Raw genomic sequence first — 13,334 nt, 5'->3', positions numbered from 1 at the left:
AAATCACCGTGGCCAAAAAACCTGAAAACCTGACCTTCGAAGAGTCGCTCACAGAATTAGAACAGATCGTCACCAGCTTAGAGCAAGGCGATGTGGCTTTAGACGACGCCCTCAAACAATTTGAACGCGGCATCAATCTGGTCAGAAATAGCCAAGGCAAACTCGAGCAGGCCCAACAGAAAGTCTCCATCTTGACCCAGGAACAGGATCAACCCAGCTTGCAACCCTATCTGCCAGAGGGCGAATAATTGCTAAACGAAGCGATAACGCGATACCAGCAGCGCGTCGATGAACAGCTGCGCCATTTTATCAAGGCACAAGACGAGACTGAGCCACAACTGAAGGCCGCCATGAAACATGGCGCCCTAATCGGCGGCAAGCGTATCCGCCCTTTTCTGGTCTATGCCATCGGCGAAATGCTTAATGTGCCACTGGAAAGACTCGATGCCTGCGCCGCTGCCATCGAATGTATTCATGCCTACTCTTTGATCCATGATGATCTCCCCGCCATGGATGACGATGCCCTGCGTCGTGGTCAACCGACTGTACATATCGCCTTTAATGAAGCCACGGCCATACTGGCAGGTGATGCCCTGCAAACCCTGGCGTTTGAAATCATCAGCCGAGAAGAGAGCGAACTCACCGCCGAGCAGCAACTGGCCATGGTACGGGCTCTCGCCAAAGCCTCGGGTTACAGCGGCATGTGTGGTGGTCAGGCGATGGATCTTAACGCCACAGATAAGCAGATAGATCTCGACACATTAAAACGACTTCACAGATTAAAAACCGGTGCGTTAATTCGCTGCGCAGTAGAATTGCCTATCATTGCTGCCAAGGTCACAGATGAACAAGCTCGCCATCTGTTAACATTTGCCGATGCAATAGGCCTCGCCTTTCAGGTACAAGATGATGTACTGGATATTATTGCCAGCACAGAAGAACTAGGGAAACCCCAGGGATCGGACTGTGAGTCGAACAAAAGTACCTATCCGAAACTACTTGGTTTATCCGGGGCACAAGAGACTGCAAAAAGTTTGATTGAAGACGCCCTATCAGCGCTGGCTAAATTACCATACAATAGTCAGTTAATTGCCGAATTCGCCCGTTTCATCATTGAGCGAAGAGTATAATAAAGAGCCAAAGAATCTCGCTATGAGTTTGGATATTACGAAATACCCTGTGCTGGCACAGGCTGACACCCCCGACGAATTACGACAGCTTCCACAAGGGGTGCTACCAAAACTTGCTGATGAACTCAGAAGTTACCTCCTACAGTCGGTAGGCATCTCCAGCGGCCACTTCGCCTCTGGCCTTGGCACGGTTGAACTGACAGTGGCGCTGCATTATGTCTACAACACGCCATTCGATCGCCTGATCTGGGATGTGGGTCATCAGGCTTACCCCCATAAGATCCTCACTGGCCGCCGTGATAAAATGCACACCATTCGCCAAAAGGGCGGTATTCATCCCTTCCCTTGGCGTGAAGAGAGTGAATATGACACCTTCAGCGTAGGACACTCTGGCACCTCTATCAGTGCCGCGCTAGCTATGGCCGTGGCCGCTGAAAAAGAGCAAGCCGGTCGTAAGGTGGTTGCCGTCATCGGTGACGGCGCCATGACAGGCGGCATGGTATTTGAAGCCATGAACCACGCCGGCGATCTGCACAACGACATGCTGGTCGTACTCAACGACAACGAGATGTCTATCTCGGAAAACGTCGGTGCACTCAACAATCATTTGGCACAGCTGATGTCGGGTCGTCTCTATACCACGATCCGCGAAAACAGTAAGAAGGTGCTCAAGGGAATGCCAGTCATCAAAGAGATGGCTAAGCGCACCGAAGAACACCTAAAAGGCATGGTTGTCCCTGGCACCATGTTCGAAGAGCTCGGCTTTAACTATATCGGCCCTATCGATGGCCATGATGTCGACGGTCTGGTCGAGACGTTACGCAACATGCGTAACCTTTCAGGCCCGCAGATACTGCATATCATGACCAAGAAAGGTCGCGGTTATGAGCCTGCCGAGAAAGATCCTATCGGCTGGCATGCCGTACCTAAGTTTGACCCATCGACCTTCGCCAAACCTGCCGCGAAACCCGCTAACCCCACCTTCTCTCAGGTGTTTGGACGCTGGTTGTGTGACATGGCAGAGAAGGATGACAAGGTACTTGGGATCACCCCCGCCATGCGTGAAGGCTCTGGCATGGTGGAATTTTCTCAGCGTTTCCCGAAACAGTATTTCGACGCCGCCATTGCTGAGCAACACGCGGTCACCCTAGCCGCAGGTTTTGCCTGTGAAGGCTATAAACCAGTACTGGCTATCTACTCCACCTTCTTGCAGCGCGGCTATGATCAGCTGATCCACGACGTGGCGCTACAGAAGCTACCGGTGATCTTTGCTATCGACCGCGGCGGTATTGTAGGTCCAGACGGACCAACCCACCAAGGGGCCTTCGATCTCAGCTATATGCGCGCCATTCCAAACATGGTGATCATGGCGCCCTCGGATGAAAACGAATGTCGTCAGATGCTCTACACAGGTTACTGCTATAACGAGGGCCCCACGGCCATACGTTATCCAAGAGGCAGTGCCACAGGTGAGCCTCAGGTTGAAACCATGACGGCGATGGAGATAGGCAAGGGCCTCATCAAACGTCAGGGTAAGAAGATTGCCATCCTTAACTTTGGCACTACGCTCGCCTCGGCGCGTCAGGCCGCAGACGCCTTAGATGCCACCCTGGCCGACATGCGTTTTGTTAAACCACTGGATGTGGCGCTGATTAAACAGCTGGCAGACAGTCATGACCTCTTGGTTACGGTGGAAGAGAACGCCATCATGGGCGGCGCTGGCTCTGGTGTGCTGGAAGTACTACAGCAGCTGAAGCAACCTATGCCTGTGCTCAATATCGGCCTGCCCGATGAGTTTATCAAGCATGGTGAATGCGGCGAGATCCTGGCCGAACTGCAACTCGATGGCCCGGGTATCGAAGCGCAGATCCGCGCCTATCTGGCGGACTAAGCCTGATCCTCAGCCCACAAAAAAGGCCTCTTAATGAGGCCTTTTTTAATCTCTTAAAGCAATCAACTTATGCCTGAGTATCGACGCTCGCGCCGCCCTGAGACACCATCACCATGGCAGGACGCAATAGACGCTCGTTCAGCATATAACCTTTTTGCATTACCATCATCACAGTATTAGCCGGGAACTCTTCGCTTGGCTGCATACCGATCGCCTGATGATGATCAGGGTTAAACGCCTCACCTTGTGGATTCACCTGGGTCAGGCCAAACTTCTCTACCGCACTGGTAAAACTCTTCAGCGTCAACTCTACCCCTTCATAGATCGCCTTAGTGGCTTCATCTTCGGGGCTGGTACCTAGCAGGGCGCGCTCCATGTTATCGATCACAGGCAAAAGCTCATTTGCGAACTTCTCCAGGGCAAACTTATGCGCCTTCTCGACATCGATAGCCGCGCGGCGACGTACGTTATCCACTTCGGCAGCGGCGCGAATAACAGAATCCTTCTGCTCTTCCACTTTAGCCTCGGCAGCTGCCAGGGCTTGTTCTAGCTCTTCAACACGGAAATTAGCTTGGGTAAGTTCGTCCATCAAACTGGCTGCATCTTCAACCACCTCGGTTTCAACTTCTACAGCTTCAGTTTCTTCAATTTGTGGTTCTTGGGCTTTGTCTGACTCTTTGCTCATTGTTACTCCAGCTAAAAATGCTTTGTTTCTGCATGCTCTGGGCATATTATGGGGATCAAATTTGAGGTTTCAAGCCCTAGGGTCTGTTTATCTTTCAGATTTGATTTTTGTTCAATCTAAACGTGTTTTGCTCAAGGCACGTACTGTGTCGCTTCCTTATGCTATGTAAATAGCACGCAACACAGAGCTGGGGACGTTTAGATGAACCCTTCAGGCAACTTTATATAGGCGATTTCTGCTGGGTTATCGCCCGTTTATGTAGAATAACGACTCGGGCTCTGCCTGATATAAATCGCCCACAAATTGCTGCAAAAACAAATAGGAAAGATCAATAGCCCCTAGGCATAGATCGAACAGAAATATGAGCAAAGCGTTTCAAACAATCGGCTTAATCGGCAAACCCCACCATTCAGGTACGCATAAGACCCTTAAACGCCTGCATCATTGGCTAACCATGCAGTCTTATGATGTTTACGTCGAAGAGCGGGTGGCCGCAGAGATTGGCCCTCAGGTCAAATCGGTCGATCTTTTGCAAATAGGCGAATATTGCGATCTCGCCATTGTCGTAGGCGGCGACGGTAATATGCTGGGTGCTGCAAGGGTGCTCGCGCGTTTCGATATCGGCGTCATCGGAGTTAACCGCGGCAATTTAGGCTTCCTGACCGATCTCCCCCCTGATACTTTCGAAGAGGCACTGGGCAAGGTACTGCAAGGCGAGTACGAAACTGAGCACAGGTTCCTGCTGGAATCTGAGGTGCACAGGCACGGCGAGATGAAGTCCAGCAATACCGCGGTCAACGAGGCGGTACTTCACCCAGGAAAGATTGCCCATATGATCGAATTTGAGGTCTACATCGACGACAAGTTCATGTACAGCCAGCGCGCCGACGGCATGATAGTCTCGACGCCAACAGGCTCGACCGCCTACTCGCTATCGGCTGGCGGTGCGATTTTGACGCCCAATCTTGAGGCACTAATCTTAGTCCCCATGTTCCCACACACCCTCTCCTGCCGACCTATCGTGGTCGACGCCTGCAGCATCATCAAGCTGGTCGTGTCTCCCCATAATGGCGACGCCTTAGAGGTTAGTTGTGACGGTCACGTCACCCTGCCAGTCTTGCCTGGCGATGAGATCATAGTGCGCCGCAGCTCAGAGCGGCTCAGACTGATCCACCCCAAGGGCTACAACTATTTCCACGTACTAAGAAACAAGCTTGGCTGGGGCAGCAAGCTGTTTTAACCTCGCTTGAAACACTCTGCGGCGATATAGCAAGTAATTCAAGTGGGTAAAGCTGATTATAGACTGGCAACAAAAAGCCCGAGCTTAGCTCGGGCGTTAAGATTAATTCAGCTGATAGTGTAGCTGCACTGTGACCTCTGCCGGTATCGGCTTTCCGTCGACAAACTTAGGCGCATATCGCCAACGTTTGATCACCTTCAACGATTCCCGGGTAAACAACTGTCCCCCTTCAGAGGCAAGCACCACTGGGTCGCGCACAAAGCCCTGCTCATCCACAGTAAAGCTCATCTGAGTCCACCCCTCCCGGCCATCTCTGGCGTATGAGAGAGGGTATTTAGGTGGCTCACGGTAGATAGGTGCCTGATCCTGTTCATCTGACCAAGGCCTCATGCTGCCAATGGCCACACAATGCTGAGTCGACTTGTCACTGAGGCCTTCTGCCTCGTAAAGCTCCACCAACCGAGCATGGGCGGCCAGTTTATAGGGGTGACTATAGTCCAGTACAGAGAATTGCTTGACGACCTCCTCCAGCAGGGCGATCGCCTCATCCTCATCTTTCTCCGCCGCCTTAATCATCCCGGCATAGTAAGTTGCCTTAATCCGCGCCATTGCATCGGCTGGCAGCTCATGACGATAGATTTGGTAGGCTTCTAAGGCCTCGTCTCGAATATCTCGAGTATAGAATTGGGTCGAAACCAAACCATGAAAAGTCAGCATCTTTACTTCTGCCTGCAGCAAAGGCTTATCGCTATCCTGGGCGATAGAGATCGCCTGTTGGAATAATTTCACCTTCTCTTTAGAAGCTTCCATGGTCTGCGCTGCACCGATCAAGGGGTCAATAAGCTCCAAGGCATCGCGACCAAAGTGCTGGCGATAGATCTCAATAACATTGTTGAAGTGTTGATGAGCAGTCTGTATCTCATCATTGTCTTGTAGCGCCGTGGCCAAATTAAGCTCAAGGTTGGCGACATCCACACTGCCTGGCTCAAAATAGCCCTGCCCAAGCTCATAGGCTTTCGCTGCGGTGAGCACCACCTTCGCCTTATCTTGCTCGGCAAGTGCCTGCTGATAGGCTGTGTAACTGTCACTAAAAGGGGAAGCGATGCCAAACGGGGCAATAAGATGCGCGCAGACTAGTAACGCGGCACCGGAGAAAAACTTTTTCATGAACAAATATCCTTATTTGTGAACGTCCAACATAGGTTTCCGTTGTCAGCCTTACCGCTAACAGCCAGGATAGGCCCACCTTGGCACATCCTGCGTATCCACTCTCGGTCTGGAAACGAAAATCCCCTCTAGGGTATCAGGAATCAGGACTGACTTAAATCCTTTGAAAGCTTACTCATAACGTAAATCATCCAAAGTGTCAGCACTAAAGAGCAAGTCGCTAGAGAGACCCACACGCCAGCTACGCCAAACAACCAAGCAAACAGATACAGCACCAGAGCAATTAACACGAGCTTACTGCCGGTCAGTATCGACGCCTCGCGCGGACGGTTAATGGCCTGGAAAAACGCCGCGCCCACCAAGATCAGCCCTTCGAACGGCAGCCCCCAGAAATAGAGACGCATCCCCTCAATCGCCACAGGCGTTAATTCCGGGTTATCGCCGGCAAAGATGTAGACCAGGTACTCTGGTACCCAATAGATAAAGGCAACACCCGCCAGCGCCGTTACCAGCGTCATGATGATAACGATTTTCAGGGTCTCAAAGACCCGGTCAAAACGCTTAGCCCCGGTATTGAAACTCAAAAGTGGCTGGGTGCCAAAAGCTATCCCTTCGAAAATGAGATAAAAGAGGGCTTCGGCATAACTGACCACACCATAAGCCGCCACATGGATAGGGCCGCCCACCCAGAGAAACGCCATATTGTGCAAGGTGAGCACGATAGACAGATAGAGGTTCATCAGGAAACTGGGAAAGCCCACCCTGAGGATATTAATGCAGTGGTCCAGATTAAGACGCATCTGCTGCCAGTTAATCCCCAGGCGTGTCTTAGACGTGAAGAAATGCTGCAGACAAAGAAGCCCGGTAACGGCCTGACAGATCATGGTCGCAATCGCCGCCCCGGCTAATCCAAAGGGGTAAACGACAATCAGGAGCCAGTCTAACAACACATTCAGGCATCCGGATATAATCAATACAACAGTGACAAATCCTGGCCTGCCATCGTTTCGCAGCAAAGCGGTAAAGGCGATGGCGAGGATGGGGAAGACGCCGAGGGCAAAATACCAAAACAGATATTCCAGAGCACTACTCAGCACCTCACCTTCGGCGCCAAGCCAGATCAGCACAGCCTCGCTCCATTGGGTACCCACCAGCGCAAAAACCGCCCCCGCCAGCAAACAGAGAGTAAAGGCGTTACCCAACAGGTGTCTGGCCCGGCTAACGTCGTTGAGCCCGAGATTAATCGAGACTAACGCAGCAGCACCCATGCCGATCAGGGCGCCGATGGCATAGAGAATGGCGCCCACAGGATAGGCCAACATCATGCCGGCCAGCCCCACCTCGCCCAGATAGTGGCCCACAAACATACCGTCGATAGCCACATAGACGCCTGTCACCACCATAGAGAGAATGGTGGGAATAGCATAACGCCACACCAGTTTAGGGATGGGCTCAGTGGCTAAGGGAGAACTCTGGCTGCTTTCAAGCATAGGGGTTAATAAATCGACACAAACGGCTGTTGGGATGCGAAGATATCAGATAGCGAGCGGTTTAGATAGCTGCAGCAGCGCCGCTTCGATATCAGTCACATTGATAGCCGTTGAGGCGATCAATTCGAGACGAGAATCCAGACTATCATCGAGCTCCATCACCGTCAGTTGACCATCCACCAAGTTAAGCGCGGCAATCCCCTCATCTGTGATCACCACAGCCTTAAAACGTAAGCACTCCAGTCCCTTCACCCAGGCGATCAGCCCCTCGAAATCAAACTCAAACCGGCAATCGAACACCCAACCGGCGCTATAGTTTCCCTCATGCTGATTACTGGCGCGGTAGATCCCCTGCTCATCAAATGCAATCTCTGTTTCTGGTGCCTCTTCAAACGGCAGTGCTGGCCGCATCATAGCGTTAGCAGGCGCCTTGATCTCAGGCTGAGTGTGCCAGGCCGTAGCCCGCTCAAAATAGTGGCTGCAAATAAAAGCAAACAGAGATTGCTCACCCACCTTAGGTGTCTGCATCAAACTGACAGGTACGGGAGCTGCCGTGATCCCCTGCTGGGTTAAAAACCCTTGCAGACGCGTAAGATCCGCCTCATCGCTAAGATCCATCTTGGTCGCCAGGATAAGGTCGGCAATCCTTAACTGATCGATGAACAGACTGCTCTGTAGATAACGATCATCTTGTAGTTTTCTCGGGTCCACCAGACAGATAGTGCTCTTTAGCGCGATCACCTGCTGAAAATGCCCCTGACTTAACACCTCGACGATCTCCTTGGGGTGCCCAAGACCCGTCGGTTCAATCAAGAGTCTGTCGGGTTTGGCCCGGGCAATCAGTTGATTCACCGCCACCTGAGTCGGTACGCCAGCGGCGCAGCACAGGCAACCACCCGCCACCTCTTTGATGGCAATCCCCGTATCACTTCCTTTTAACAGCTCGCCGTCTATGCCTATCTCACCAAACTCATTCACCAGTACGGCCCAGGTTTCATCGGCAGGCTTATTCGACAGCAAATATTTAATAAGGCTGGTTTTACCTACGCCAAGAAAGCCGGTGATAACATGGGAAGGTATAGGTTTGAGGATCATGCAAGGCTCCAACATCAACAATCACTAGGGCGGCGCGAGTGATAACAAGATATCACGACACGTCCTAGGATATATAAGGACTCAATAACACAGCAGGGCTAATTGGCGTCTCGTTTGGGTCAGCCTTTGTTTACTTTAGGGCCGCTCTTGTGTGTACGCCCCGCACCACGTTTCGCGCCGTCAGGCTTGCCCCCATTTGATCGCCCCTGGGACTTACCCTTAAATTTGCTGTTAAACTTATCGCGTTTTGCAGCCTTCGGCTGAGACGCACTCTCCAGCTCACGGTATCTGGCTGGTAGTGGCGCCCCGAGTTCATAGCCAGGCTCAACATGACGCGCTAGTGTCATGCCGATAAGGCTCTCTATGGTCGCCAGGGCGGCTTCATCTTTCTTGGCCACCAAAGAAATACTAACACCGCTTAACCCTGCACGGCCGGTACGACCTATGCGGTGTACATAATCCTGAGGATCATCTGGCAGCTCCAGGTTGATCACCAAAGGCAAGGCGGCAATATCCAGACCACGGGCGGCCACATCGGTTGCCACCAATACCCTGAGCTCACCAGCCTTAAACTGCTCTAACGCTCGATTGCGCGCTCCCTGGGTTTTATCACCATGAAATACGGCGTTTTTAATGCCATCCAGCGTCAATTCCCTGTGCAGGCGCTCGGCGCTCTCCTTAGTGTTCACAAACACCAGCACCTGCTGCCAGTTATGACGCCCTACCCATTCGGCGAGCAGCTCGGCCTTGCGACGGCCATCCAAGGTATAGACCTTCTGCTCTATCTTGGGGCCACTGCCTTGGCGGACAACGTTAATCCACTCAGGGTTATCCAGCATAGTGGTTGCCAGGGCTTTGACCTGCGGGCTAAAGGTCGCGGAAAACATCATAGTGGAATGAGGTTCAGCCAGCAGACGCTTGGTTCGCTCGATATCTTTGACAAACCCCATATCCAACATGCGATCCGCTTCGTCGATCACCAGATGCGCGACCTCGCCAAGATCCAGCGCCTGCTGACCAATCAGGTCAAATAGGCGTCCTGGGGTCGCTACCAAAATGTCCACCCCTTTGGCTAAAGCCTTACGCTGAGGATTGATGTTGGCGCCGCCATAAACGGCCAGGGTTGTCAGCTCGGTAAACTGGCTGTAGCGGCTGATACTCTCAGCGACCTGCATGGCTAACTCTCTAGTCGGGGTCAATACCAAGGCCGTGAGCTGTCCCAGCCTTCTTGGCTCATTCAGCAAACGCTGCAAGAGGACAAAGCTAAAGGCCGCCGTCTTGCCCGTGCCCGTTTCGGCACAGGCCATCAGATCCAGCCCAGCTAAGGCGCTGGGGATCACCTTGGCCTGCACCTGAGTCAATGCCTGATAACCACATGCCTCGGCAGCCTGAGCGAGCAGTGGGTTTAATGAGAGTGCATCAAAATTCATGGGGGACCTATGAGGTGACAAAAAGTGAGCGCGGAGTCTAGCAAAAATGCCGGACTAAAGGTATCGCTATATCGAGTAGGAAAGGGCTAGCTATCACGATTAACCACATAGCAGCGTTCAAATTCAGCCAGCGATACAGGCCGTGAGTAGAGATACCCCTGGCCGAAATCGCAGCCGGCGTTAGCGAGAATGTCATGCTGAAACTGAGTCTCAACCCCTTCGGCAATGACCTTGATCCCTAATTTATGGGCCATCACTGTGATGGCCTCACACAGGGCGACACCATCGCTGTCTGATTCAAGGTGGCGAGTAAAGGATTGATCAATCTTGAGATAATCGATATCAAACTTTTTCAGGTAAGCCAAAGAAGAATAACCTGTACCAAAGTCATCCAGTGACACCTGAATCCCCGCATCACGGTAAGCCAGTAGCTTATCTTTGACCCCCATGGAGGCATCGAGCAGTAAGCCCTCGGTGATCTCGACACAAATCGCATTGCTCGATAGCTCTAAATGACGCAGCAGCGCCAGCCATTCGGCAAAGGTATCTCCTTCATCACGGAACTGGATGGGCGACTTGTTGATACTGATCTGGATCTCAACGCCATACTGAGTGCGCCAACGTGCACTCTGCTGGGCCGCCTTCTCAAATACCCAGTTGCCGATATCGTTGATCAATCCCGTTTCCTCGGCGATAGGAATAAATTCACCCGGCGACACCAGCCCCCGCTCGGGGTGCTGCCAACGGATCAAGGCTTCCGCCTTATAGACACCTTGCTTTTGCATATCGACAATCGGCTGATAATACAGCTCAAATTCCTTACGATTGATGGCATTACGCAAATCTTTAATCAAAGCCATACGATAGCGGGCGTACTCCTGCATCGAAGGGGTGAAATAGTGAAAACGATTGCGTCCCTGCTCCTTGGCGGCGTACATCGCCTGATCGGCATGCTTAAGCAAACCTTCGATACTGGTCGCATCGTCGGGATAGATGGTGATACCAATACTGGCACTGATATAGGCGGTTTCATCGCCTAAACTATAGGGTTCGGCAATCCGCTCCAGAATGCTCTGCGCCACCCGCTCGACGCCGCTGGGCGCATCAATGCCCGTCAGCACCACGGTAAACTCATCACCGCCTAAACGTGCCACCACATCCGACTCACGAATACAGCCCTTAAGGCGCTTAGCGGTTTCCTGCAGAAGCAGATCCCCCATATCATGGCCTAAGGTATCGTTAACCTCTTTGAAGAAATCCAGATCGAGAAACATCAGCGCAAAATGACTTTTATTACGATCGATTCGCAGTATCTCGGTACTTAAGTATTCCAGTAACATACGGCGATTAGGTAAGCCTGTCAGCGGGTCATAGTTAGCCTGCTTCCAGATGATCTGCTCCGCCTCCTTCTTCTCGGTAATATCGGAGAATAAGGCCACCCGGCGGTAAACCTCACCGTACTGGTCGAAAATGGTATTAATGGTGAGCCAGACCATGTATTCATCACCACTCTTGCTCTTAATCCAGAGCTCCCCCTGCCAATAGCCACTGTCGCGAATGGCGCGGTTCATCTCATCATATTGACTTTTGGGCGTCCGCGAGCACTGTAAGATACGGATATTTTTTTGCAGCGCCTCATCTTCTGTATAACCTGTGATTGAGGTAAAGGCGGCATTGATGGTGATGATGAACCCCTGGTCATCTTGCACACTCATAGCTTCGCTCGAGTTGTTATACACAGATGCTGCCAATTCCAGTGACTCCTGCACCTGCTTCTGCTCGGTAATATCTGAATGCACGCCGCACATACGGGTAGGTAAACCATTGCGGTCCCGGCTCACCACCTTACCCGTATCTAAAATCCAATGCTCTTCTCCGCTGTGGCTTATCAAGCGATACTCTATGCTGTGTTTTTGCGTCTCCCCTTTCAGATGGCGCTCGATAGAATTAAGCACCTCCATTCTGTCCTGGGGATGAATCGCGTCGATCCAGAGTCGACTATCCTGATTGAGCTGCTCCAGCTCACAACCCAGCACCCTGGCACACCATAGGTTACGTTTGGTTTGATTGCTCTTTATATCCCAATCCCACAGGCCAAGATCGCTACTCTCCAGTACCAAGGCTAGCCGCTCCTGACTGGTACGCATCGCCATTTCAGCCCTTTTATGTTCGGTAATATCGATAAAACCAGCAATCACCATATCAACCATATTGTGGGTGCGTCGACACCCAACGGTCAGGTGGGTATAGACAATCTCTCCATCCTTGGCAACGAAACGTTTATCCATCTCGTAAGCGTCAATCTGCCCCTTAAGCATGCGCTCAAACTGCTCTAAATCAGCATTAAGATCCTCAAAGTAGGTGAGTTCCGACCAGGTACGATTTAACAGCTCAGCCTCTGTGTATTTAAGCATCTTGCACAAGCGAGGGTTTACCTTCATCCAACGTTGATCGACTGAGGTAATGGCGATCCCCATGTTGCCGACATTAAACTGCGAACGAAAAATAAAATCGTCTTGTAGCAAGATCTTAGCGTCGCGCTCAATCTCCAGCCGCCTTGCAAGCAGCAGCCCGATCAACGCGGTCACCAAGGGGAAAATCAACATCACAGGTAGAGCTACCTGAAGCAGGAGCTCAACAAACATTGCGAATGGCACAACAAAAAGCAGAGAAAGTATTGAAAAATGGAGTAAAAAACCAAACAGATAGAGTTCGGTAAAAGTTAAATCGGCAATAGCACTCTTTCGATTGTAGCGCCAAATACTGCCAAACAAGGCGGAGGCAATGATGACGATTAGTCCAAGAAACATGCCCTCTCCACCTTGAATCAGGCGGTAAGCTGCGGCACACGACGCGGCAATAAAGGTCGGTAAGCCACCAAAAAAGAGACCACTAATGGCTAAGACGACTGAGCGGGTATCAATGAAAAAGCCCTCTTGATACTCCCAGGAGGTGACCATGATTAACACAGTCATGGCACCTATAACGACACCTATACCCAAACGCCACAATAGAAAATACTCGCTGCGTTGCTGACGAGGCACCGCATCGTAGATAAACACCAAAATCAACAAGAGTGCGGCATTTTGAGAAAGCGCAAATAAAATATCTTGGTTCATAGAGGATCTAAGGTTTTTATTATCAATCTGATAACATCAATCTGAGTGTAGCAGAAGCCCCACAAAAAAGGACTGACAAAAATCAGT

At 51.5% G+C, this 13,334-nt stretch carries 10 protein-coding genes; 4 read left to right on the top strand and 6 right to left on the bottom strand.

The features are described 5' to 3' along the window. Positions 1–8 precede the first annotated feature (8 nt). The 3 genes from xseB to dxs are packed head-to-tail and all read left to right on the top strand — an operon-like array spanning position 9 to position 3,021. A complete protein-coding gene (gene xseB / locus NY07_RS00920) occupies positions 9–248 on the top strand; it encodes an exodeoxyribonuclease VII small subunit (RefSeq protein ID WP_033537461.1) in 240 nt (79 codons plus the stop codon). After that, complete coding sequence (gene ispA, locus NY07_RS00915) at positions 249–1,130, top strand: (2E,6E)-farnesyl diphosphate synthase (protein WP_033537460.1); 882 nt, start codon at positions 249–251, stop codon at positions 1,128–1,130. 22 nt (positions 1,131–1,152) lie between these two features. Next, positions 1,153–3,021: a 1-deoxy-D-xylulose-5-phosphate synthase gene (dxs, locus tag NY07_RS00910; protein WP_033537459.1), complete on the top strand. Its 1,869-nt coding sequence runs from the start codon at positions 1,153–1,155 to the stop codon at positions 3,019–3,021. A 67-nt stretch (positions 3,022–3,088) separates the two neighbouring features. On the opposite strand, the gene grpE is transcribed toward dxs, so the two are convergent. Beyond that, entirely contained in the window at positions 3,089–3,706 is a 618-nt protein-coding gene (gene grpE / locus NY07_RS00905; RefSeq protein ID WP_033537458.1) for a nucleotide exchange factor GrpE, read from the bottom strand. A gap of 361 nt (positions 3,707–4,067) precedes the next feature. Here grpE and nadK point away from each other — a divergent pair, with 361 nt between their 5' ends. Then, positions 4,068–4,946: an NAD(+) kinase gene (gene nadK, locus NY07_RS00900; RefSeq protein WP_033537457.1), complete on the top strand. Its 879-nt coding sequence runs from the start codon at positions 4,068–4,070 to the stop codon at positions 4,944–4,946. Positions 4,947–5,048: 102 nt separating this feature from the next. Here nadK and NY07_RS00895 read toward each other — a convergent pair whose 3' ends face one another. The 5 genes from NY07_RS00895 to NY07_RS00875 all read right to left on the bottom strand — a co-directional run bounded on the left by NY07_RS00895 (position 5,049) and on the right by NY07_RS00875 (position 13,247). Beyond that, positions 5,049–6,113 carry a TonB family protein gene (locus tag NY07_RS00895; RefSeq protein WP_033537456.1) on the bottom strand — a complete coding sequence of 355 codons (1,065 nt, stop codon included), beginning with the start codon at positions 6,111–6,113 and terminating at the stop codon, positions 5,049–5,051. Positions 6,114–6,256: 143 nt separating this feature from the next. Next, positions 6,257–7,603 (bottom strand): MATE family efflux transporter, encoded by a 1,347-nt coding sequence (locus NY07_RS00890; protein ID WP_033537455.1) that lies wholly within the window; start codon positions 7,601–7,603, stop codon positions 6,257–6,259. A gap of 45 nt (positions 7,604–7,648) precedes the next feature. Continuing rightward, positions 7,649–8,698 (bottom strand): CobW family GTP-binding protein, encoded by a 1,050-nt coding sequence (locus NY07_RS00885; RefSeq protein WP_033537454.1) that lies wholly within the window; start codon positions 8,696–8,698, stop codon positions 7,649–7,651. Between the two features lie 119 nt (positions 8,699–8,817). Then, positions 8,818–10,128: a DEAD/DEAH box helicase gene (locus tag NY07_RS00880; protein WP_081953743.1), complete on the bottom strand. Its 1,311-nt coding sequence runs from the start codon at positions 10,126–10,128 to the stop codon at positions 8,818–8,820. Between the two features lie 86 nt (positions 10,129–10,214). Then, a complete protein-coding gene (locus NY07_RS00875) occupies positions 10,215–13,247 on the bottom strand; it encodes an EAL domain-containing protein (protein ID WP_033537453.1) in 3,033 nt (1,010 codons plus the stop codon). Positions 13,248–13,334 lie beyond the last annotated feature (87 nt).

This window comes from Shewanella sp. ECSMB14101, assembly GCF_000773485.1.
Lineage (GTDB): Bacteria > Pseudomonadota > Gammaproteobacteria > Enterobacterales > Shewanellaceae > Shewanella > Shewanella marisflavi.
This window is presented reverse-complemented; position numbering and strand designations above follow the sequence as displayed.

Bases quoted from the DNA above. Each gene is read 5' to 3' on its own strand.
- NY07_RS00895 (WP_033537456.1), bottom strand. From the start codon at position 6,113: ATGAAAAAGTTTTTCTCCGGTGCCGCGTTACTAGTCTGCGCGCATCTT.
- NY07_RS00875 (WP_033537453.1), bottom strand. From the start codon at position 13,247: ATGAACCAAGATATTTTATTTGCGCTTTCTCAAAATGCCGCACTCTTG.
- dxs (WP_033537459.1), top strand. From the start codon at position 1,153: ATGAGTTTGGATATTACGAAATACCCTGTGCTGGCACAGGCTGACACC.
- NY07_RS00890 (WP_033537455.1), bottom strand. From the start codon at position 7,603: ATGCTTGAAAGCAGCCAGAGTTCTCCCTTAGCCACTGAGCCCATCCCT.
- NY07_RS00885 (WP_033537454.1), bottom strand. From the start codon at position 8,698: ATGATCCTCAAACCTATACCTTCCCATGTTATCACCGGCTTTCTTGGC.
- grpE (WP_033537458.1), bottom strand. From the start codon at position 3,706: ATGAGCAAAGAGTCAGACAAAGCCCAAGAACCACAAATTGAAGAAACT.
- NY07_RS00880 (WP_081953743.1), bottom strand. From the start codon at position 10,128: ATGAATTTTGATGCACTCTCATTAAACCCACTGCTCGCTCAGGCTGCC.
- nadK (WP_033537457.1), top strand. From the start codon at position 4,068: ATGAGCAAAGCGTTTCAAACAATCGGCTTAATCGGCAAACCCCACCAT.